This is a genomic window from Chryseobacterium arachidis (assembly GCF_900129245.1).
Classification (GTDB): domain Bacteria; phylum Bacteroidota; class Bacteroidia; order Flavobacteriales; family Weeksellaceae; genus Chryseobacterium; species Chryseobacterium arachidis.
The window spans coordinates 36034-58342 of the sequence record NZ_FQUT01000013.1 but is presented as its reverse complement, the minus strand read 5'-3'; the positions used below and the strand labels follow the sequence as shown (position 1 = coordinate 58342).

Sequence of the window (22309 nt, the reverse complement as noted above, 5' to 3'; positions counted from 1 at the left end):
ACTCTGAAAACCATGATTTTGAAATCATGGTTTTTTGTTTATTTTTTAAGTTCATAACACTTTTTATTATTAAATTTGTGATAAAGGCGTTATCTGAATGAAAAAAATTCTATCTTTTCTATTTATATTTTATTTTTTCACTTCCACATTTGCACAATTGGACAGGGAACACTGGTTTGCACCTATGATTGACAGAACAGGAAATCCTAATCCCTACCAGAAAATATATCTTTCTACCAACCGTACCACTCCTTTTCCGGTAAATATTTACAACAACAACACAATAATTGCTACGGTAACTATAAGCAAGAACAATCCTCAGAGTGTCGATATCTTGAGAGAGTATATCATTACCACGCAGCAGACAGATCTTTTTACGCCAACCACAAAAGGGCTTTATGTAAAAGGTGAGTTTCCTTTTTATGCCAACTTAAGATTTTCAGTATACAATCACGCAGAAATTATTACTTCTAAAGGAATTCCTTCAACCGGAAAACTTTTCTACACTGCGAGCGCTCCAATTACGGTAAATAATTCGATCCTGAATTTCATGACCAGCGTCCTGGCTACGGAAGACAATACCACCGTTACCATATCCGGATATAAGCCAACGGTACAGTTTTCAAACGGAACAACAGGAGCTACAACTCCAACCATGACCTTTACCTTAAACAAAGGACAGTCTTACATATTAGACGGAAATGGAATAAATACAGGAAATTCCGACGGATTTATAGGAGCTAAAATTGTCGCCAATAAAAATGTAAATGTTACCAACGGAAATTTCAACGGACAATATGCAGGCAATTTCCCTTCAAGTTCGGATATCCTTATGGATCAGGCAGTTCCTGTCGACCGGCTCGGAAATGAGTTTGCATTGGTAAAAGGTAACGGCAGCATCGGCTCAAACATGGAAGGAGCTTTGGTAATCGCTACAGAAAACAATACTGAAGTTCGTGTAAATAACGAGCTTACCCCAATAGCAACATTGAATATCGGAGAATATTTCATGATTCCAGACTCTAAATATCAGCTTCAGGGAAGCGGCCATTATAATTTATATATCAGAACTTCAAAAAATGCTTACATCTATCAGATTTTAGCAGGAGCCAATACCGCAGGAAATGAAGTTGCAACCGGAGGTTTTAATTTTATTCCGGCTCTCAACTGTTATTTACCCAAACAAATTAATGAGCTTGGTTTAATTAATGAAAATTTTGTGTATTCCAACGGGAACCCGACCGGAATTCTTAATATCCCTACAAAATTAAACCTGATTACAGAAAGAGGAGCAGTCGTTACAGTAAACGGAAGTGTTCCTCCTGCTACCACCGGACCTTTTGACATGACAGGTACAACGAATTGGGTAACCTACGGAATTCCTAACGTAACAGGAACAATTACTGTCGTTTCTACCAAAGCTATTACCGCAGGAATCAATGCAGGAACCGACGCAGTTGGGTATGGAGGCTTCTTTGCCGGATTCCCGACTCAACCGGTTATCTTGAAATCAGGAGGAGATTGTATTCCGGGTATCGTCCTTACCGTCGATCCAATTATCTATGATACTTATCAATGGTATAATGGTGGAGTTTTAATTCCTGGAGCTACAGGATCTTCCATTACGCCTACCCAACCGGGATATTATACCTGCTCGGTTACAATGGGAAGTTGTGCCCCTTTGGTAACAGAACAATTTAAAGTATTAAACTGTACAAAACTTTCTTCAGTAACCTATGATGTATGTACAACAAAAACGATTACGCCGGCATTTACAAGCTCAACACAAACACCGGTTGCTTCAACAGTTGCTATTCTTACTGCTCCTACTTTAGGCACGGCTACCATAAACCCAGCCACCGGAGTTATTACATACACAGTAACCAACCCTGGAACTGTGGGAACAGATACCTTCACTTACACATTTTGTGGAAATAATCCTGATTTTCCGGACTGTGAAACAATAACCGTAACAATTAATATTCAGACATTAACTGTAACCAATGCGACAATAAAAGCGTGTGACAATGGATCAGGACAGGGAGTATTCAATTTGACAACAGCGAATGTTACCACAAATAATCCGGTAACCATTACCTACTATCCTTCTCTTCTTACTGCTCAGAATGAAACTCCAGGCACTTCTATTACAGCCCCTACAACCTATACTGCCACAAACGGGACTATTGTATATGCTGTCGTTAAAAATACCATCGGATGTAAAGAGATTGCAGAGATCACCTTAAACTTATATCCTTTTGCAACGGTTGTCAACAATTACACGGGAACATTTTGTGATGATAATTTTGATGGGACTGTAACCGTAGTCTTACCTAATATCACCCCTATTGTATTAAGTAACCCTACTTATTTTACCGGAGTGAGATATTACGGCGATATCAACGATGCCAATGCAGGAAATAACAACACCCTCCCGAATAACTGGAGCTATACTGCGACAACAACAATATACATCAGAGTGGATTCTCCGGACGGTTGTCCGCCTGTCATCAAACCGCTTATATTTACAATAGGCGCAAAACTTCCTCTGATAAAAACAACGCATACAGTAAGCATCTGTGATGAGGACCTGGACGGTATAAAAGAAATGAATCTTCTGACCTTCATCAATCAGTTTACGACCGATCCTTTGGTAACCGCTACCTTCCATCCTACTTTATTGGATGCTCAGAATAATACGGCTCAGATTACCAATCCAATGAACATCACGGGGACCCAGACTATTTTTATCAGGTTTGAGAAACCGGGAGCTTGCCCAAATGTGGCTTCAATTACCATTACAATCAGAATTCCTAAACATTCTGTTGTTTTAGATAATGTGGTTATTTGTCCTAAAACACTGACAACTTTAGATGCAGGCCCCGGATTTGACTCATACCTTTGGAGCACAGGAGCTACCACACCTTCAATTTCAAACGTCGGCCCGGGAAGTTATTGGGTAGATCTTACTTTTAACGGATGTACATATAGACAAAACGTTACTGTTACAGAATCTTCGGTTCCGGTAATCACCACCATCGAAATTAATGGAACTACGGTAACCATTGGAGCTTCAGGTGGAACTCCTCCATACGAGTATTCTCTGGATGGTGTCAACTGGCAGGATTCTAATATATTTATGAATGTACCGCGCGGAAATCATATAATCCATGTTCGTGATTCTAACAGATGCGAAGAAGCAACAAGACCTTTCGTGATTATCAACTTAATTAATACGATTACTCCGAATACTGACGGATACAATGATGCGATTGACTATTCAGCTTTAATGGACAATGATAATATTGTCTTCAGAATATTCGACAGATACGGAGCAGAGGTTTTCAGAGGGAGTAAAACCAATAAGTTTATCTGGGACGGTAAGATCACCGGAAGGCCTGTGAATACGGCAACCTACTGGTACTTTATCAGCTGGACAGAATTTGGCGGAACAACAACTGTAAAATATTCAAGCTGGCTTCTTGTAAAGAATTATTAATCTGAAAAAGTATGGAATTGATATTATTTATCATAACCCCATGAGATTATAACATTCCTTAACAATTTGAAACTAAAGTTTAATATAACTTTAACCACATTAAAGCCCTGAGACAGCTATAAATTGTTGTAATTCTGTGTAATTTTGCCCTAATTATATGAAGAAGCTATTTACCTTATTCCTGTTGGTTTTTCTGGCAAAAATTAACGCTCAAATGTATTCCGGGGAAGTTTTTTTGAGAGACAACTCTGTTTTATATCTCAACCAGGTGTATGTTACCAATCTTAATACACAAAAAACAGTTCTTACCGATTACAATGGTGATTTCAATATTCCTGCGGTTCCGGGAGATGTTATCCGATTCACTTCTATTGTCACAGAAAGAAAAGATATTAAACTGACTCCTCAAATGATGGTTCAAAAAAATTTGCTGGAACTAAAAATTGCTTATTACGAAATTCAGGAAGTTGTGATCAACAGATTTAAACCAACCGGTAATCTGCGATACGATGTCAACGCTATCCGAAAAGAAGATAAGGGCTTAGCCATTAAAAAAGTAATTGGATTGCCGGAACCGAAAGGTGACGGAACGCCTCCACAACTTCCGGTTGCCGGGCTTCGTGACGGAGGGCTTACCTTCAGCTTAGAAAGCATCTACGACATTCTTTCGGGGGAAAGAAAGAAAAAACAGCGTTATGTTGCTTATGAAAGAATGAACAATTCGGTTACCCAAATTAAAAACTATTTAGGAAAAGACTACTTTACAAGATTTAAAATTCCTGAGAATCTGATTGATAATTTCCTTCAGTTCGTGTATAGCTCGGAAAATATCGAAGCTTACGTATTAGCAGGAAATTTTGAAGCTGTTAAAATTCCGATTGAAAAATATTTGCCTATTTACCAAAAAAGGCTTAGAAACTCTCATCTTCAGGAAGTTGTAAAATAATTAATCTCCTTTTTACGAAGAATAAAGAATGTATATTGTATAAATGCGATATACATTTTTTGTTTTTCCCCAAATAGTGTTTAATTTTATTGCGTCTATAAAAGATTGGTGCGATTTTCGCTGCCTCTTACAGACTGATAACCAAAGAGCAAACACAATTAAAAGAAGAATAGAATTTTATTTTTTAATTTAATATTAGTGAATGAAAAAGCTACTTATACTTTTTAGTGCAATACTTTCCGTACAACTTTCAGCCCAATCCAGAGGCAAAGATTACAGTGACATTCTGAAGAGCAAAAACATCTATGAAATCAATGCTTTTTTAAGAGATGCCCATCCGGATGATCCTAAAAGATCTGTCCTTAAGCCAAGAGTAATGGAAATGATGAAAGAGTATATTAAAACGGCTAAACCCGGAGATCAAAAAGTAAAGCAGATGCAGGAGTGGCTTGCAATGCTTAAAAGAAGACCTTCCACCAAGATATCTTTTGATGAAATGAACGCCATCATCAAACAAAAACAGATTGCCAGATATCAAAAAGAATTACAGACTGGTCAGTCTGCAGTTGCATATACACCAAGTTCTCCTCAAAATGTTTATGTTTCTGCTTCCGTATCAAAACCCGCCGCCGCCATTCCCGACACGGAAGCTTCTGAATTTAACATGCTGATGGCAGAAAATCCTGTAGAGCATAAAAACAAAACAGTAAAAATCTTAAACTCTCTTTTTGATAACGATCCTAACGCCAAAGAATGTATCGTCATGATTGAAAACAGATCAGACTGCAATATTATTGTCAGAATAGAGGGAATCGGGACAACGAAATACAGGCTTCCCATTCCGGCGCATGAGGATAATTCAATTGTAGTACAGAAAGGAGATTATTTATTCACAAGTATTGTTTGTGGCGCACAATATGCTTCGCAGAAAACGATTCAGAAACCTATCATGGTTGCATTAGGAAGCTCATCTAAAAAATAATATTTTTAGTATTTAAGACAAAGCATTTGCCTAATTTTCATTAATTTTGCAAGATTTTAGAAATGTCTCATGGGTAAAAATAAATTAGCAAGATTCGCCGAAAACAAAATACTACCAAATGTTATTCAACCGACAAGAGAAGATGCTTTGAACGGCTTCGATCTTAAAGGAAAATGGAGAACGGATTTCTTTAAAAATGATCATCCTATCGTTTTGGAACTGGGTTGTGGGAAAGGAGAATACTCGGTAGGCCTTGCCAAAACTTTCCCTGAGAAAAACTTTATCGGAGTCGATATCAAAGGAGCAAGATTCTGGTTTGGGGCGAAGGAAGCTGTGGATAACGGAATGACAAACGTAGCATTTCTGAGAACTCAAATTGAGCTTGTAGATTATTTCTTTGGTGAAAATGAAGTGGATGAAATATGGATCACCTTCCCGGATCCCCAGATTAAATACAAACGTACCAAGCACAGGCTTACTCATCCCGATTTTTTAGAACGATATAAAAAATTCTTAAAACCGGGAGGAATTGTTCACTTAAAAACAGATTCTGAGTTTCTTCACGGCTATACTTTGGGATATTTACAGGGTGCAGGTTATGAAATCATTACTGCTCACCACGATATTTACGGCGCACCGGAATACGATCCGAATACACCCCATTTAAGAGATATCAGAACATATTATGAAGAATTGTTTTCTGCTAAAGGAAAAACAATTACTTATATAAAATTCAGAATAAACTAAAAAAAACGATAGAGGATGTATTTTTACATCCTTTTTCAATTGAATACAATATGAAATTGAATACTTATCCTTCGAAAATTTTCATGAGAACCACTACTTTCCTTTTGGCTTCAATGATGGCAACAATATTCCTGAACAGTTGTGAAGCAAGGCAGTACAGAACAACAAATATTCCGGTAAAGAAAACTCAACCTGTTTCATCCAATACAGGAACCCGTATTTCTCCTGCCGCGCAGACTGAAACAGAATATCAGACATTAATGAAGACCTATAAATCTGAAACGGCAGCCGTTTTAACGGATCTTTTAAACGGTTCCGATGACAGTCCGAATACGTCAATTACGGTAGAAAACAAATCCCGTTGCAATATGGTTTTAACAATAAGCGGTAACAATTACTTTAAAAAAATTCCGATCGGAGCCAATAAAATAGGTTCGGCAATGGTCCCAAAAAATCAGAATTATAACCTTTCTGGGATGATATGCAATGTAGTGTATCAGAAAACTAAGTTCATCAGTTCTTCTTATAATATTACACTTTCGAATTAAGTTAAATAATAGATTAAGCCTACTATAAAATAAAATTGAGCCCTTATCAAAAAATAAAAAACCGCTGAATTTAATCATTCAGCGGTTTTTCTATAGTAAAGAAAATCTTTAATTATTCAGCATCGAAATCAGCATCTTTATCAGCAGATACTACTTCTCCTTCTTCTTTAGATTTTTCTTTATCAGCTTTTCTCTGAGACTGACCTTCTTTGATAGAATCTGAAACAATGCTCAGGATCATATCGATAGATTTAGAAGCATCATCGTTTCCAGGGATAACGAAATCAACTTTTCTTGGGTCAGAGTTTGTATCAACAATACCGAAAACTGGAATACCTAATTTCTTAGCTTCAGTTACCGCGATGTGTTCTCTCATGATATCTACAACGAAGATTGCAGAAGGAAGACGAACCATGTCTGAGATAGAACCTAAGTTTTTCTCCAAGTTAGCTCTTTGTCTGTCTACCTGTAATCTTTCTTTTTTAGATAAAGTTTCGAACGTACCATCTTTTTTCATTTTGTCGATAGCGTTCATTTTCTTTACAGCCTTTCTGATTGTAACGAAGTTCGTTAACATACCACCAGGCCATCTTTCTGTAATATAAGGCATATTAAGTTCAGCAGCGTGTTTTGCAACAACTTCTTTCGCTTGCTTTTTAGTAGCTACGAAAAGAACTTTTTTACCTGCAGAAGTTAATTTTTCTAAAGCGTTACAAGCTTCATCCAATTTAACTACTGTTTTATGTAAGTCTACAATGTGAATACCGTTTTTCTCCATAAAAATGTATGGAGCCATATTTGGATTCCACTTTCTAGTCATGTGACCGAAGTGTACACCAGCCTCTAGAAGGTCTTTTACATTTGCTTTTGCCATGTTTTCTGTTTTTGTTAGTTTACTTTCCGTTTTTTAAACAATCAACAACTTCTTTAGATGGGAGAAGTGTTTGGATGCTAAACGTAACGGGCAATTTTTAAAATTAGATTAATAGATTTCAGATATAAGATAGCAGACGAAAAAAGGTCTGAAATCTGACATCTCCAATCTGATGTCTGAAAAAAATTAACGTTTTGAGAATTGGAATCTCTTTCTTGCTTTTTTCTGACCTGGCTTCTTTCTTTCCACCATTCTTGCGTCTCTTGTAAGTAAACCAGCTGGTTTCAATGCTAATCTGAATTCAGCGTTGATTTCGCATAAAGCTCTTGAAATACCTAATCTGATAGCTTCTGCCTGACCAGTATTTCCACCACCGAAAACGTTTACAGTAACATCGTACTGACCAACAGTTTCAGAAAGGATGAACGGTTGGTTCAATTTGTAAACCATCACGTCTGTAGAGAAATAAGTTGCAGCTTCTTTACCGTTTACTGTAATAACACCAGTTCCTGGCTTTACATAAACTCTAGCTACAGAAGTTTTTCTTCTTCCGATTTTGTGAACTATAGACATAAATTAATTATTTAAATTCGTTAACATTAATTGTTTTAGGCTGTTGAGCTTCATGTTTGTGCTCAGTTCCTTCATATAAGTAAAGGTTCTTTAATAAAGCAGCTCCCAATCTGTTCTTAGGCAACATACCTTTTACAGATTTTTCCAATACTTTTAAAGAATCTTTCTTTTGAAGTTCAGCTGCAGTCATAGACTTCTGTCCTCCAGGGTAACCTGTATGCCAGATATAAGTCTTGTCGTTCCACTTGTTTCCAGAAAGAGTAACTTTCCCAGCGTTCAAAACGATTACGTTATCACCACAATCTACGTGAGGTGTGTAGTTCGTTTTGTGCTTACCTCTCAAAATCTTTGCAACCGTAGAAGCTAGTCTTCCCAACGGTTGTCCTTCAGCGTCTACCACAACCCATTCTTTATTAGCAGTAGCTTTGTTCGCTGAAACAGTTTTGTAACTTAATGTATTCACACGTTTTAGTTAAAGATTAAACATAATTTTCCCTTAAAAGGGTGTGCAAAGGTACAAATTATTTTCGGAATGCAAAAACATATTTTATTTAATCCGCTGATTAACTGTTTTATTTTAAAAATACGCATCTCTGCCAATTGTAGCACAACCTTGAATATAAGGTAAGTTATTAATAATGTGATCGGTGTTTAGAGAAAAATTTCCAGATTAGCCTCGAAGCGTTTTATTCGCTCTGAAACTCGCTATTAAATAATACGCCACAAATACGGTTGAAAATTTTAAAATGGAAGGAATGGCAAGCTCCAAATTGAAGATCACTGTTCCGACAGCCACTAAAATTCCCATCGCCACGAAAGACAGACCTAGCTTTTGCGGTAACGTGAAATTCGGTGTGTCCAGATAATAGGCAACTCCCCATGCAAAACCAAAAGCAAGAGCATAATAAATATCAAGCCCGATATTTTCTGAACTGTAAAAGAAATAATTGATCAAAAAACTCAGAACCGTTCCCAACGCAAAATAGAGCAATGCTTTTTTCATACCTTATATATATGATGCAAAATTAGAGAAATTAATTTGAGATTCAGAATAGGAGTAATCTTAAAATAATACCTCAACTTAACCTTTACCTTTACTATAAATCTTATTTTAAACGAATGTTTGTTCTGTTGGTTAAATTCCAACACCTTAATTTTAATTAATTATTTAAAAATCAAAACATTAAACTTAAATCTCAGGTTTCTATTTTATTATTATATTTGAAAATTCAGAAATTTTCTAGTTTTTTATGGAAACCCAAAAATATACTCCCAAAAATAAAGTCAGAATCGTGACCGCTGCATCATTGTTTGATGGTCATGATGCTGCAATCAATATCATGCGTCGTGTGATTCAGGGAACAGGATGTGAAGTCATCCACCTTGGTCACGACAAATCTGCAGAGGAAGTTGTAAATACAGCTATTCAGGAAGATGCCAATGCGATTGCCTTAACTTCTTACCAAGGTGGTCACAACGAATATTTCAAATACATCTACGATCTTTTAAGAGAAAAAAACTCGCCGCAAATCAAAATCTTTGGCGGCGGCGGCGGTGTAATTCTACCTGAAGAGATCGAAGATATTATGGCTTACGGAATCGACAGAATTTATTCTCCGGATGACGGCCGTGAGCTTGGTCTACAGGGAATGATTGACGATTTGGTTCAACGTTCAGATTTCGCAACAGGAAAAGAAGTGGAGGCAAGTGATTTAGATTCAATCAGTTTTGAAAACTCTACAAGCATTGCAAAAATCATTTCTGCCGTTGAAAACTTCTCAGAAGAAAAACCGGAATTGGTTGCTGCTATCGACGAAAAATCAAAAGATTTAAATATTCCGATCATCGGTATCACAGGTACTGGTGGAGCAGGAAAATCTTCATTAACAGACGAATTGGTAAGACGTTTTATCCGTTCAAATCCTGATAAAAAAATTGCCATTATTTCAATAGACCCTTCGAAAAAGAAAACCGGAGGTGCACTTTTGGGAGACAGAATCCGTATGAACGCGATCAATGATCCAAGAGTTTATATGCGTTCGATGGCGACAAGAGAAAACAACGTTTCGGTTTCTCCGTTCATCCATTCTGCTTTGAATGTTTTAAAATTAGCTCATCCAGATGTTATCGTCCTTGAAACTTCAGGGATCGGGCAATCTGGTTCGGAAGTTTCGGATTTTGCTGATGTTTCAATGTATGTGATGACTCCTGAATATGGGGCTTCTACACAGTTGGAAAAAATCGATATGTTGGATTATGCCGATTTGGTGGCTTTAAATAAATCCGATAAAAGAGGAGCTCTTGATGCACTTCAGGCGGTTAGAAAACAGTTCCAGAGAAACCATTTATTATGGGAACAGCCATTGGATGAAATGCCGGTTTATGCAACAAAGGCATCTCAGTTCAACGATCACGGCACAACTGAATTATACAACAGATTGGTTTCTAAAGTCAACGATAAATTTGCTGGTTTAAATCTACAAGGTTTTGTTGAACAGGAAATTACAGACGAAGTAACGATCATTCCTCCAAAAAGAGTTCGTTACCTTTCTGAAATCGTTGAAAACAACAGGCAATATGATGCCAACATTGAAAAACAAGCTGAATTAGCAAGAACAATGTATCATATTGATGGCGTTAAAAAAATCATTTCCAATGAAACTTTAGACGCTGAATATCAAAAAGCAGAAAAAGAGCTTCAACAGGAAAACATCGACTTCCTAAAAACCTGGGACGATACGAAAAAGGCTTTCCATGAAGAGTTTTATTCCTATTTTGTGAGAGGAAAAGAAATTAAAGTGGAGACCTCAACAGAATCTTTATCCCATTTAAGAATTCCAAAAATTGCGTTACCAAAATACAACGATTGGGGCGATTTGATTAAATGGAAAGGTCAGGAAAATCTTCCGGGAGGATTCCCTTTCACAGCGGGAATTTATCCTTTCAAAAGAACCGGAGAAGATCCAACGAGAATGTTCGCCGGAGAAGGTGGGCCGGAAAGAACCAACAGAAGATTCCACTACGTTTCTGCGGAAATGCCTGCAAAACGTTTGTCTACGGCTTTCGACTCGGTAACATTGTATGGACAAGATCCCGCTTTACCACCGGATATTTATGGTAAAATCGGAAATGCAGGAGTTTCTATTGCGACTTTAGATGATGCTAAAAAACTATATTCAGGTTTTGATTTGGTTAATGCATTGACATCCGTTTCAATGACCATTAACGGACCTGCTCCGATGTTGTTGGCTTTCTTTATGAATGCGGCTATCGACCAGAATGTTGAAAAATATATTGCTGAGCATAAGCTTGAGGCTAAAGTTGAGGAAGTTTTAAAAGCAAAATTCGACGATAAAGGTTTAGCAAGACCGAAATATAACGGCGAATTGCCACCTTCCAATAATGGTTTAGGTTTAAAATTATTAGGAATCACGGGAGATGAAGTCATTCCTGCAGAAGCTTATGCTGAAATTAAAGCTAAAACCATTGCAACCGTTCGTGGAACCGTTCAGGCTGATATTTTAAAAGAAGACCAAGCTCAAAACACGTGTATTTTCTCTACTGAATTTGCTTTGAGATTAATGGGTGATGTTCAGGAATATTTCATCAAAGAAAAAGTAAGAAACTTCTACTCTGTTTCAATTTCAGGATATCACATTGCGGAAGCCGGGGCCAATCCGGTTTCTCAGTTGGCATTCACGTTGGCAAATGGTTTCACGTATGTGGAATATTATTTGTCGAGAGGAATGGACATCAATGATTTTGCACCGAATTTATCGTTCTTCTTCTCCAACGGTATCGACCCTGAATATTCAGTAATCGGGCGTGTGGCGAGAAGAATATGGGCAAAAGCTATGAAGTTGAAATACGGCGCTGATGAAAGAAGCCAGATGTTGAAATATCACATTCAAACTTCAGGACGTTCACTTCACGCTCAGGAGATTGATTTTAATGACATTAGAACAACCCTTCAGGCGCTTTACGCAATTTACGATAACTGTAATTCATTGCACACCAATGCTTATGACGAGGCAATTACCACTCCGACTGAGCAATCGGTAAGAAGAGCAATGGCGATCCAGTTGATTATCAACAAAGAATTAGGATTGGCGAAAAATGAAAATCCGCTGCAAGGTTCATTTATTATTGAAGAATTGACGGATTTAGTTGAGGAAGCTGTATATGCAGAATTCGACAGAATTACAGAAAGAGGTGGAGTTCTTGGTGCAATGGAAACGATGTATCAACGTTCAAAAATCCAGGAAGAATCGATGCATTACGAATGGTTGAAGCACACTGGAGAATATCCAATCATCGGAGTAAATACTTTTTTAGGGAAAGACGGCTCGCCAACCGTTCGTCCGGGAGAAGTGATCCGTTCGACTGAGGAAGAAAAGCAATTCCAGATTGAAATGCTTCATAATTTCCAAAATTCTAATCAAGATAAATCTGCAGAAGCTCTGAAAACTTTACAACACGCAGCAATCAACCAACAAAACTTATTCGAAGTGATGATGGATGCCGTGAAATACTGTTCTCTTGGACAGATTACCAATGCTTTGTTCGAAGTAGGTGGTAAGTACAGAAGAAATATGTAGGCCGGTCCATAGCCGGATACGCAATTATTGACTACTAAACGTATCAATAATTATAAATCAAAACCTCAAGGAATTTTCTTTGAGGTTTTTTTGTATTTTTATAAACTAAACATCTATTTTATCCGTTACCACACTACAAAATAACTATTATGAAAATTAATTTTAAAAGTATATCACTTTTAATCGCCATCAGTCTATCTTCAACCATACTAGCCCAAAAGCGGACGGAAGATTTTACCATCAGTCTTCCTGCTCAAAAAGCAGATAAAAGCTATTATAAAACCATTACAGTTATTGATAACAGAATGGATACAACTTCCATAGGAATTGTTCAGCAAGGAGCTTTGAACGCAAAAGCAAGAGTTGTTCCTACCTCACCTCTATCCAGCCAGTTTCAAAGTGTATTAAATAGTGTAAATGGTGAAAATACAGAAAACGGAAGTCTGGTTTTATATCTCAAACAATTGTATTTCGCCGAAGTTTCTAAAGCATTTACAGAGTTTGGCTATTGTTATTTTCAAGGTTTCCTGTTTGCTAAAAATGAAAATGGAACCTATTCCCTACTCGAAAAAACAGATACCGTTGTAGATCATAAAGACTCGGACGTCACAAAAGACATCTTAAGAAAAGGCAGTGAAATGCTTGGTCAATTTATTGCTAAAAATGTATCCAAAAAACCTGAGACAACTGAACAATATACTTTTGATCAGATTAAAAAATTCGATGATATTGATAAACAGTCGATAAGTCTGTTTAATTCATCTCAATTAAAAGATGGTGTTTATAAAGATTATGCTTCCTTAAAAAATCAGCAACCTCAACAGGAAATCACCAATGCAAAATTTTATGGAAATATGCCAAAGATTGTAAGAATCTACGAAACTGCTGACGGGAAAGAAAAAGAGATCAAGAAAGATGACATCTATGCCATAGTTTACAAAGGTGAACTTTACATTTATCTTCCTATTGAAAATCTTTTTACCAAAGCAGAAAAAAGAGACAATGATTATTATTTCGTAGGAAAACTAAGATCCGGAGGCCTCAATATGGGTAATGTAGGTATCGGAATGTTTTTTGGAGCCATGGGAGTTTTACTAGCCTCCAATCCTGCTTATCCTTTCGAACAGAAAATAGATTATATCAACGGAGCTTTTATTCCTATTAAAGAAATTCAGTCTAAAAAATATTAGCACAAAACTGCTTCAAGAGTTATAAACACTGACTACTGTTATGTAATTAAAAATAATATTTTAAACCTCCCATTATATATCCATGTAAAGCTGTGACAGACGCCTCATCAGTTCCTAAAAGCGAGACTGAGCTATTGATATAATGGAATGAATTCAGATTCAAAACATTATTCATAGTTAGGTTGTATTCAAACAAAGAATTTTCTTTTCTATAGGAAATTTGTCCTCCTAATAAAAAGTTTTTAATTGTATTCTGTTGTGTTTTCTGAATAAGATATTCACCAAGAAAACTGCCTATCCACTCTTTTTGAATATTCGTTCGAATTCCCGCAGATAGTTTTAAATTCTGCTGGCTCGAAGACGTATTAAAAAGGCTCTGCTCAAAGAATGATTTGGTAAATGTGTATCCTACATCGAACTGAACAGAACTCTCTTTAAAATTTGTTCTGAGTCTTTGACCAATTTCAAAATTTTTCAGGTCTGTCTGATTATGCTGATGATTAATAAAATTGTTGGTACGGGTATACAAACCTGTAAATTTCGATTTCAATGAAAAATAACCGCCGATTCTCCGGTCATCCGAAACAATCAGAAACCATCGGTCATCCAAGTTTCCGATAACATTCAACGTTTCTGAAAACTGTCCGTAATTACTTACATCCGATGAAAAATTAGAGTTTGCTTTTTCATATACCAGCATGGCAAGAAAATGATTTCCTTTGTTTAAATTAAAACGAATAAAATTAAGCTTGAAAGCATTTGTACTCATCAAAGTCTCAGGAAGCAAGGAACTGTTTGCGATGTAAGACAAATTGCGATTATAGTTTCTATTGTATAAAAGTTGTATAAATTCAGGAGATTTGTATTTATTAGCATACTCCAGGGCGAAAACAGTTTTCACATTAGCCTTGGGTTGGAATTTTATTTTAAAATTTTTCTCAAAGTATGTTTTTTCAACCTGATTGAAATTGAGAAAATGAGCGCTGAATGTTCCAGAAAAATCAAAGGCGCCCACAAATTTCTGTGCAAAGATTTCGTTGAGAAAATGATTTGTTTTTAATATTCTGCTTTCTGCTTCATCGGTAAAAATTTCAGACATTGAAGCATTCTCATTTTTGTTGGAATACCCGGAGCGCAGATTGACTGTCATGAAACTGAATTTATTTTTCAAATAAAAATCTAACGCATATTTTTTAGAATCCGAATCTAAAATCTGCCCCAAGCTATTGAATGGATTTTGAAAAAGATTTTCTGTGGAATTGATATCAAGATTGGACTGGTAATTATTTTGTTGTTGTGAAAAAGCAAACGTCATTTTAGAATTCCCGAAATTCTTGTTCCATGAAAGAAAATTTCCAAAGTTTGAGCTTTTAACACTATTTCCAATGTCAAAAAAACTGTTTTTAATAAATGTATTTCTGTCAATATCCTGATTAAAATGATCTTCAGAAGGATTGTATCCAAAACTGTAATACAAAAAGCTATTGTCTGTAAAAATTCTTTTTACTTTAACCTGAAGTGTCCCAAAATATCCGTTATTTTTTTCAGATTTGCTTTCGAAAAAGTTATAGTTTGCCGGCTGCCCGGGAAATGCAACCCTGTTAATTGTTGAAAATTTTTCCAATTGCGAGGTATCAAAAATTGAAAAAGCAGTTACTGATAGTTTTTTTCCCGATTTTGAATATTGCAGAGCTCCGAATAAATTGTCCTTAGATTTTATTCTTCCGTCATTATTTAAAAAACTCGGAGTATCTACACTGGTAACACCATCTGTATTATCTATTTCTTCCTGCTTATTCATTTCATAAAAATCCATAATTCCGATAGGATCTTTAGCAATGGAATTGGCATCCGAAATTAAAGCTAAGTTACCTGCCTTGCCAAATTTAAAAACATTGGCATGTCCGAGATAGCTTCCTTTATTTCCATAGTTAGCTTCAGCATTCCCTGTAATTCTGGCCTTGTATTCATCTTTAAGCTTTAGATTAAGCGCACTGGACTGATTGCCGCTGATGGTGGTATAGTTCTGCCAAAGATCAATACCTTCAATCATATCGGCCGTTATATTTTGTGTGGCCATTTTATGATTTCTCCCAAACAGCTCGTTTCCCTCCACCAGAACCTGCCCCACAACATTACCATTATTGGTTACTTTTCCGTTTTCATTGATGTCAAGTCCGGGCAATTTTTTAAGCAGATCTTCTACTGTCCTCTCTGTTCCGTCTTTTACAGCTTTTATATTATATGAAATGGTGTCTCCTTTCGCCGTTGCAATTTTAGGTCGCGATTTTATTTCAACTTCTTTTATTTCTGTGATTTGATTTTCTAAAACAACTTCAAAATCTGACCTATCATTCGTATTGATTTCAACCAGTTTTGCTTTATAAAGTATTGAGGTAAATTTTAATGTATAAATTCCTTTTGTGGGAATATTAAAATCACAACTTCCATTCTGATCAGTTTTTTTAAATTGTAATGTCTTCCCATTTTCCTGAAGCTGGACATTAACATTGCTAAGCTGCTTTCCAAATGAATCTGCAACTTTAATTTTAATATTCTGTGAAAAAAATATCTCAAATGAAAAAAAAAGTAATAATGATATAATGTTTTTCATCCCCGATTAAAACACATTATTATTTAGAATTTTCCATTCTTTTTTTATTCATTTCAAATACTTCACGACTGTGATTTCTCATTTTTTCCAAACCTTCTTTATTTTTTAATTTTAGCTCTTCTCCTTGATAGACTTTAAGATTTGGATCCATTTTTTTCAGATCTGTAGGTTTAACATCGTTTGAAATATGAGTTGCATAACATAGATAGTTAGGAGTTTCAACTTTTAAAACCAATCCGGGTAAATTATTGTAATTAAAAGGACCTACAGAAATAGGAATTTCTTCCGTATACCAAACTCTACTCACTGATTTACCGTTTTTTAGTATTGCTAATTTACAGGTATAATTCTCAATTTTCAGAGTTTCATCTTTATATTCAATTTCAAAATTGTTGTCCGGATAATATCCGTAAAACTCTTCTACTTTAAAATCATTTAAACGAAAAAAACCGTTTTTATCTTTTACTTTGAAATATTCGTCTGCCTGCTTATCATTGAAAGATTTATCATTAAAATTATCTTTAGTAAAATAAGAATTACCGTCAGAATAATATAGTACATATTTTTTTGCCTGTTTATTCTGATTTTCAATTTTTTCAAGTATCTCTTTTTTTACACTTTCCGCTAAACTAGCCTCTCCTCCAAACGAAGTTTTCATATGAAATACCGCTTCATAATTAACCTTTAATTTTTCTTGGGAATATGCTAAAAAAGAATAGCAAAAAAAGAATAATATAATATATTTATGCATTTAGAGAAACTTCTATAAGTCGTTTATATTCAGTATTTATGAGTGTATTTAATACTATTTTTTGAACGTCATTCTTAGAAAGTCTCAAAGTGATCCCTGCAAGTAATTCCGTTGCAAAAAGATTTTTTTTCACGGTTTATTTATTTTTAATTATTCGACAAATATAGAGGTAAACTTCAAATTACTCTAATAATGTGTGATTTAATATATTATGTTAAACATCAATATACATGAAGCTACAAGAATTGATATTGAATTTTAAATTCTCAATATTAAAAAACTTGGCATCTCCATTCTATTACTTTTTTAAATTGGGCTCACTAAAAATGAGAATTACTATTTTTGAAAGATTTTATTTATTCATGAGACCAAAAGCCATCTTCAACTGGAGCAGCGGAAAAGATTCTGCGCTTGCCTTATACAAAACTTTACAGGGAGACCAATTTGAAATTACCTCTTTGCTGACAAGTATCAATAAAGAATTTCAAAGAATTTCTATGCACGGCGTTCATGTTTCATTACTGGAAAAACAGGCTGGAAGTCTGGGCTTTCCTTTAATTAAAATGGAGCTTCCGAAAGAGCCATCCATGGAAGAATATCGTGAGATTATGAGCAAAACCATGAGTGAAATAAAATCTCAAGGCGTTACTTACTCCATTTTTGGGGATATTTTTTTGGGAGATTTAAGAAAATACCGTGAAGATCAATTACAATCCATTGGAATGGAAGCCGTTTTTCCGTTATGGAAAATCAATACAACAGATCTCATCTGCGAGTTTTTAGATTTAGGCTTTAAGACAATTATAACCTGTGTTAATGAAACTTATCTGGATAAAAGTTTTGCAGGAAGAATTATTGATCAAGATCTCATTAGAGATTTACCCGAGAATGTTGATCCTTGTGGAGAAAACGGAGAATTCCACACCTTTACTTTTGATGGACCTATTTTTAAAAGCCCGATTGATTTTGAAATTGGCGAAATTGTTAAAAAGACGTATCCTAAACCCAAATCCGACGACAATCAGGGAGAAGAAGAATATGTCTTTTGGTTTTGTGATCTGATTTCAAAATAATAATCAGAATTTTTCGTTTTGGCTGTAAACTAAAATTATGAAAAACTATCTGAGAATTGAAAAACCCTGCGAAGAATCATTAGAAAATATGCATGATGTTCCGGGAGGAAAATTCTGTGACTTGTGCTCAAAAAAAGTGATTGATTTTTCGAAACTAAATGATGTTGAAATTTCAAAAATTTTAGAGGAAAACACGAGTAAAAAAATTTGTGGAATTTTCCATAAAAACCAACTGAATCGTCCTTTACATAAGGAAAAAACATTATCTTATCCACCAAGAAAAATAACATTTTCAAAAGTTGCGGCGGGATTGGCTTTAACAGCAAGCATCATTAACTCTTACCCTGCCCAAACTAACAATTCCGTTACAAAAGAATTGGTAAATTCTCCCATTTCAAAAAGGCAGGCAGACAAAAAACAGGATAAAGTAGATGAAGGAAAATTTATGATTTCAGGAAGAATTATTTCGGGAGACAAACAACAACCTCTTGTGGCAAGCGTAAGTTTAGTAACAGCTTTAAAGGCTTACAGTACAATATCGGATAAAGACGGCTATTACTCTTTGGAAGTTCCCAAAGAAATAGTAAAGCAGGAAAATTTGCTGGAATTTAGTCCTGGTCAATACATGTATGATAAAAAATTAGTGATTTATACGATCAAAGATCTTGAAAAAAAACAACTGATAAAATTAAATTACAATAGTCTTGACACTTTGATGGGTGAAGTTTCTGTCGGTCCGCCGGGAGCCGGAGAAAAGTCACTTGTTATTGTAGATGGAAAAAAATTAGACTATAAATTGTTCAACAAAAGCCGCTGGCTGTATTATAATAAATACCAGATTTACTACATCCCGAAGGAATTTGTTAAATTTTTCACTACTAATGATACCATTCAAGACCTCTTCATTGTTTTTGTAAAACCAAAATAGCTATTCTTCTTAAAAGAATTTCCACCGGCGTAAGTATTTTTTGATATAAATTCATTCACCATCTTCATCGTAGGCATACATATTGCTCAGAAAATGAAAAACAAATAATGACCAGAAAATTACTTTTCCCTTTCCTATTAATTTTGTTAATTAACCTGATTTCATGCCAAAAAGAAATTCCGGTAAAAACCATTGATAGAAGTGCAGTCGTCGACAGTACCATCACAGCATTCCAAAAAAAACTTCTGAAAAATGAAATTGATTCTGTTTTTAAAAAATATCAGTTCAACGGAAGCATCGCAGTTTTTAAAGATTCAACAGAACTTTATAGAAATAATCAGGGATTGGCTGACTTTAAGCATAAAATTCCGATTGACAACAATACCCTTTTCGCTATTGGTTCGGTAAGCAAACAGTTTACGGCAGTTTTGATTTTACTCCAGATGGAGCAGGGAAAACTGAATATTCAGGATAAAGCATCAAAATATTTAAAAGAATTTCAGAATAAAGAATACGAAAATATTACCGTCCATCAACTGCTGAATCACAGTTCAGGGCTTAATACTTTAGGCGGAAAACTTGAGTTCAAAAGTGGTTCCGGATTTTTTTACTCCAATGACGGTTTTAACGCTTTAGGAAAAATCATAGAAAAAGTATCAGGAAAATCCTATGATGAAAATGTTCTGGAGCTCTTCAAAAAAGCAGGAATGAAGCACTCTTCCACAGGAAATGTTTTTGAAGGAAATGATTTCGCAGGAGCTTATCTTGGAAACGCAAAAAATTTTGAGAAAATTCAGAATATGCCGAAAAGATTAGGCAACAAAGAAATCGGAATTCCTGCAGGCGGAATTCTCTCAACCATTGATGATCTTCACATTTGGAATAACAGATTATACAGCGGAAAAATTATCAAGCCGGAAACCTTACAGCAATTCGGAGCCAAAAGCGCAGAAAGAAACCATCCTGTTTTTGGAAAAATGGGTTATGGCTACGGAATTATGATGAATACCGGAAACCCGGAAGCTTACTTCCACAGCGGATATATCAAAGGCTCTCCTTCTCTTAATATCTATTATCCCAAAACAAAAACCTCAGTGCTTATTCTCTCTAATATTGCCGACGAACAGAATGGAAAAGCCTTTATTTTTAAACCTCATAAAGACATCAAAACAATCACTGACATAATTGAAAGCACAATAGAAAATATGAAAAATGACACTCTAAAAACTTTGGCTAAAAAATAATTTTTATTTGGAAGAAACGCCGATAAAATTTTTCATTCTGGCTAATGTTTTTTTATGTTCGAAAAAATTAAGCAGCCCGAAAATAACCATTACCTGGATGATAAAAGGAATAATTAAAGTAGCCAGAACATACAGCATCTCACGATCGTCATGCATTCTGAAAAACAGATACGGATAAATTCCTTCCTTTGCAGTAACCTGTCCCATGGAACTCATGCCAACAATCAGCAAACCCACATTCTGCTGATACATGGAATAAAACAGCCTGCCTCTGTATTTAAAATCCTGCTTTATGTACTTCCAGATTTTATAGTTAAAAGCCCATACTCCCACCGTAAAAAGAACAAATGAAGCATTCTGTACTCTGAAAAGTGCACTATAAACCTCCTGATTATCTGCTAAAAAGATAAAAATAATATTAACGGCAAAAGAAACCAACCCCAATAATAATGATTTCTTAAGAAGGCCATTGTATTTTGCTTTCACGATTTTCTTGACGATCACCGGAATTTCTTCTTTAAAAAATGCCGTGTATTTGGTCATTTTGAATTCATCTGCCCACAATTTCTGAGTTTTGTGAAAAGCTTCCTCAAAATCCAGGTTTTCATTTATCTGAATGTCTAAAATCTGAGAAACCATGTGATCTTTCACTTCCAGTAAAATATCCAGTGGAAGCTTATGAAGCATAAGATAATCGGTTACCTGCTGATCCTGTTCCTTGTTGATCATACGAATAAAACATTTATTTTTTTGATTCTGAAATACAATAGCTGAATCTGGATTATGAAAGCATATGTAAGAGCCATGTGGTTCAATGGAGATTTCCAGAGAATATCTTCAGAACCGGATATCAGATTAGTTAACGGAATAATAAGTAACATCAATACTATATTTTTCAATAATAATGGGTGAAAAGACATCCTTTGATATTCTGAAAATTTCATTTTTTTGATGATGAAATTGTAAAAAGCAAACCCGAAATGTAAGATAAGCAAACCTCCCTGTAAGCACAGATATATATTTTCATTGAAATAAAAAACACAGATCATCACCAAAGAACATGCAAGCGCAACCATCATCATTTTCCGGAACCTTCTCTGTATAATTTCTTTCTCGATTCTTGTAATTCTTTTAAAGGAAAACAGATCCGCTTTTACCATTTCAAGTTCTTTTGCCCAGCTTAATTTGGCTTCCAAAAAAGCTTCCTGAAAACCAATATTATTTTTCATTTTTTCAGAAATTTGTGAAATAAAATGGTCTTTAATCTCAGAAAGTAAAGCAGGACTCAACTGTTTTGAGATCAGATAAGATATAATTTCTTTTTCTTCTAACGGAGTCATCATATATTAAAAATCGTATTGAGGTTAAATAAATAATTCTTCATTTCAAGCTCCTGCTCTGCCTGCTGCTTTTTCCCTTTATCGGTCAGCAGATAATATTTTCGGTTTCTACCGTTAATTTCCTGAACTTCTGATGTGATGATTCCGTCTGCCTCCAGCTTATGCAATAGCGGGTACAGCGCACCTTCTGTCATTTCCAACTCGCCTTCCGTCAATTCCTTCGCCCGCTGAGTGATCTGATATCCATACATCTTTACTTCTTTTGAAAGCAGTTTTAGGATAATATTCTGAAGCGTCCCTTTGTAAAGGCTGTTCTTTTTCATCTCAAAGATTTAATACCTTACAAATCTATGCATAATTTTCTTATGTATTACGTTTATTTTTAAAATTTCTACCTTTATT

19 protein-coding genes are annotated in these 22309 nt (G+C 35.3%); 10 read left to right on the top strand and 9 right to left on the bottom strand.

Annotated features, from left to right (window positions below):
• Positions 1-97 precede the first annotated feature (97 nt).
• The 5 genes from BUA89_RS18290 to BUA89_RS18270 all read left to right on the top strand — a co-directional run bounded on the left by BUA89_RS18290 (position 98) and on the right by BUA89_RS18270 (position 6722).
• Complete coding sequence (locus BUA89_RS18290; protein WP_072961866.1) at positions 98-3499, top strand: T9SS type B sorting domain-containing protein; 3402 nt, start codon at positions 98-100, stop codon at positions 3497-3499.
• A gap of 157 nt (positions 3500-3656) precedes the next feature.
• Complete coding sequence (locus BUA89_RS18285) at positions 3657-4445, top strand: hypothetical protein (protein WP_083531737.1); 789 nt, start codon at positions 3657-3659, stop codon at positions 4443-4445.
• A gap of 202 nt (positions 4446-4647) precedes the next feature.
• Positions 4648-5427 (top strand): DUF6759 domain-containing protein, encoded by a 780-nt coding sequence (locus BUA89_RS18280; RefSeq protein ID WP_072961864.1) that lies wholly within the window; start codon positions 4648-4650, stop codon positions 5425-5427.
• 69 nt (positions 5428-5496) lie between these two features.
• Complete coding sequence (gene trmB / locus BUA89_RS18275) at positions 5497-6174, top strand: tRNA (guanosine(46)-N7)-methyltransferase TrmB (RefSeq protein WP_072961861.1); 678 nt, start codon at positions 5497-5499, stop codon at positions 6172-6174.
• Positions 6175-6224: 50 nt separating this feature from the next.
• A complete protein-coding gene (locus tag BUA89_RS18270; RefSeq protein ID WP_228420624.1) occupies positions 6225-6722 on the top strand; it encodes a DUF6759 domain-containing protein in 498 nt (165 codons plus the stop codon).
• Positions 6723-6834: 112 nt separating this feature from the next.
• Here the strand turns inward: BUA89_RS18270 and rpsB are convergent, their stop codons facing one another.
• The 4 genes from rpsB to BUA89_RS18250 form a co-directional block, all read right to left on the bottom strand.
• Positions 6835-7596, bottom strand: a complete 762-nt coding sequence (rpsB, locus tag BUA89_RS18265; protein ID WP_072961858.1) for a 30S ribosomal protein S2 — start codon at positions 7594-7596, stop codon at positions 6835-6837.
• Between the two features lie 186 nt (positions 7597-7782).
• Positions 7783-8169, bottom strand: a complete 387-nt coding sequence (rpsI, locus tag BUA89_RS18260; RefSeq protein WP_056028995.1) for a 30S ribosomal protein S9 — start codon at positions 8167-8169, stop codon at positions 7783-7785.
• Between the two features lie 7 nt (positions 8170-8176).
• On the bottom strand, positions 8177-8632 hold the full coding sequence (gene rplM / locus BUA89_RS18255; protein WP_072961855.1) for a 50S ribosomal protein L13: 456 nt from the start codon (positions 8630-8632) through the stop codon (positions 8177-8179).
• Between the two features lie 207 nt (positions 8633-8839).
• A complete protein-coding gene (locus BUA89_RS18250) occupies positions 8840-9172 on the bottom strand; it encodes a hypothetical protein (RefSeq protein ID WP_072961852.1) in 333 nt (110 codons plus the stop codon).
• 247 nt (positions 9173-9419) lie between these two features.
• On the opposite strand from BUA89_RS18250, the gene BUA89_RS18245 reads away from it, so the two are divergent.
• Together BUA89_RS18245 and BUA89_RS18240 are read left to right on the top strand one after the other, a co-directional pair.
• Positions 9420-12767, top strand: a complete 3348-nt coding sequence (locus BUA89_RS18245) for a methylmalonyl-CoA mutase family protein (RefSeq protein WP_072961848.1) — start codon at positions 9420-9422, stop codon at positions 12765-12767.
• Positions 12768-12916: 149 nt separating this feature from the next.
• Positions 12917-13957 (top strand): hypothetical protein, encoded by a 1041-nt coding sequence (locus BUA89_RS18240; RefSeq protein ID WP_072961845.1) that lies wholly within the window; start codon positions 12917-12919, stop codon positions 13955-13957.
• A gap of 46 nt (positions 13958-14003) precedes the next feature.
• On the opposite strand, the gene BUA89_RS18235 is transcribed toward BUA89_RS18240, so the two are convergent.
• Together BUA89_RS18235 and BUA89_RS18230 are read right to left on the bottom strand one after the other, a co-directional pair.
• A complete protein-coding gene (locus tag BUA89_RS18235; RefSeq protein ID WP_072961842.1) occupies positions 14004-16571 on the bottom strand; it encodes a DUF3659 domain-containing protein in 2568 nt (855 codons plus the stop codon).
• Between the two features lie 19 nt (positions 16572-16590).
• Complete coding sequence (locus BUA89_RS18230) at positions 16591-17322, bottom strand: GLPGLI family protein (protein ID WP_072961839.1); 732 nt, start codon at positions 17320-17322, stop codon at positions 16591-16593.
• A 362-nt stretch (positions 17323-17684) separates the two neighbouring features.
• On the opposite strand from BUA89_RS18230, the gene BUA89_RS18225 reads away from it, so the two are divergent.
• From BUA89_RS18225 to BUA89_RS18215, 3 genes are all read left to right on the top strand, one after another.
• Entirely contained in the window at positions 17685-18395 is a 711-nt protein-coding gene (locus tag BUA89_RS18225; RefSeq protein WP_072962060.1) for a Dph6-related ATP pyrophosphatase, read from the top strand.
• A gap of 37 nt (positions 18396-18432) precedes the next feature.
• Positions 18433-19323 carry a hypothetical protein gene (locus BUA89_RS18220; protein WP_072961834.1) on the top strand — a complete coding sequence of 297 codons (891 nt, stop codon included), beginning with the start codon at positions 18433-18435 and terminating at the stop codon, positions 19321-19323.
• A 107-nt stretch (positions 19324-19430) separates the two neighbouring features.
• Complete coding sequence (locus BUA89_RS18215; RefSeq protein WP_072961831.1) at positions 19431-20567, top strand: serine hydrolase domain-containing protein; 1137 nt, start codon at positions 19431-19433, stop codon at positions 20565-20567.
• A 3-nt stretch (positions 20568-20570) separates the two neighbouring features.
• On the opposite strand, the gene BUA89_RS18210 is transcribed toward BUA89_RS18215, so the two are convergent.
• The 3 genes from BUA89_RS18210 to BUA89_RS18200 are packed head-to-tail and all read right to left on the bottom strand — an operon-like array spanning position 20571 to position 22230.
• Positions 20571-21296: a hypothetical protein gene (locus BUA89_RS18210; protein WP_072961828.1), complete on the bottom strand. Its 726-nt coding sequence runs from the start codon at positions 21294-21296 to the stop codon at positions 20571-20573.
• Entirely contained in the window at positions 21293-21910 is a 618-nt protein-coding gene (locus tag BUA89_RS18205) for a hypothetical protein (RefSeq protein ID WP_072961825.1), read from the bottom strand. The genes BUA89_RS18210 and BUA89_RS18205 overlap by 4 nt, the downstream gene beginning before the upstream one ends.
• Positions 21907-22230: a PadR family transcriptional regulator gene (locus BUA89_RS18200; protein ID WP_072961821.1), complete on the bottom strand. Its 324-nt coding sequence runs from the start codon at positions 22228-22230 to the stop codon at positions 21907-21909. The genes BUA89_RS18205 and BUA89_RS18200 overlap by 4 nt, the downstream gene beginning before the upstream one ends.
• Positions 22231-22309: the final 79 nt, after the last annotated feature.

Coding starts and splice junctions, on each gene's coding strand:
- BUA89_RS18290 (WP_072961866.1), top strand. CDS start 98: ATGAAAAAAATTCTATCTTTTCTATTTATATTTTATTTTTTCACTTCC.
- BUA89_RS18285 (WP_083531737.1), top strand. CDS start 3,657: ATGAAGAAGCTATTTACCTTATTCCTGTTGGTTTTTCTGGCAAAAATT.
- BUA89_RS18280 (WP_072961864.1), top strand. CDS start 4,648: ATGAAAAAGCTACTTATACTTTTTAGTGCAATACTTTCCGTACAACTT.
- trmB (WP_072961861.1), top strand. CDS start 5,497: ATGGGTAAAAATAAATTAGCAAGATTCGCCGAAAACAAAATACTACCA.
- BUA89_RS18270 (WP_228420624.1), top strand. CDS start 6,225: ATGAAATTGAATACTTATCCTTCGAAAATTTTCATGAGAACCACTACT.
- rpsB (WP_072961858.1), bottom strand. CDS start 7,596: ATGGCAAAAGCAAATGTAAAAGACCTTCTAGAGGCTGGTGTACACTTC.
- rpsI (WP_056028995.1), bottom strand. CDS start 8,169: ATGTCTATAGTTCACAAAATCGGAAGAAGAAAAACTTCTGTAGCTAGA.
- BUA89_RS18250 (WP_072961852.1), bottom strand. CDS start 9,172: ATGAAAAAAGCATTGCTCTATTTTGCGTTGGGAACGGTTCTGAGTTTT.
- BUA89_RS18245 (WP_072961848.1), top strand. CDS start 9,420: ATGGAAACCCAAAAATATACTCCCAAAAATAAAGTCAGAATCGTGACC.
- BUA89_RS18240 (WP_072961845.1), top strand. CDS start 12,917: ATGAAAATTAATTTTAAAAGTATATCACTTTTAATCGCCATCAGTCTA.
- BUA89_RS18235 (WP_072961842.1), bottom strand. CDS start 16,571: ATGAAAAACATTATATCATTATTACTTTTTTTTTCATTTGAGATATTT.
- BUA89_RS18230 (WP_072961839.1), bottom strand. CDS start 17,322: ATGCATAAATATATTATATTATTCTTTTTTTGCTATTCTTTTTTAGCA.
- BUA89_RS18225 (WP_072962060.1), top strand. CDS start 17,685: ATGAGACCAAAAGCCATCTTCAACTGGAGCAGCGGAAAAGATTCTGCG.
- BUA89_RS18220 (WP_072961834.1), top strand. CDS start 18,433: ATGAAAAACTATCTGAGAATTGAAAAACCCTGCGAAGAATCATTAGAA.
- BUA89_RS18215 (WP_072961831.1), top strand. CDS start 19,431: ATGACCAGAAAATTACTTTTCCCTTTCCTATTAATTTTGTTAATTAAC.
- BUA89_RS18210 (WP_072961828.1), bottom strand. CDS start 21,296: ATGATCAACAAGGAACAGGATCAGCAGGTAACCGATTATCTTATGCTT.
- BUA89_RS18205 (WP_072961825.1), bottom strand. CDS start 21,910: ATGATGACTCCGTTAGAAGAAAAAGAAATTATATCTTATCTGATCTCA.
- BUA89_RS18200 (WP_072961821.1), bottom strand. CDS start 22,230: ATGAAAAAGAACAGCCTTTACAAAGGGACGCTTCAGAATATTATCCTA.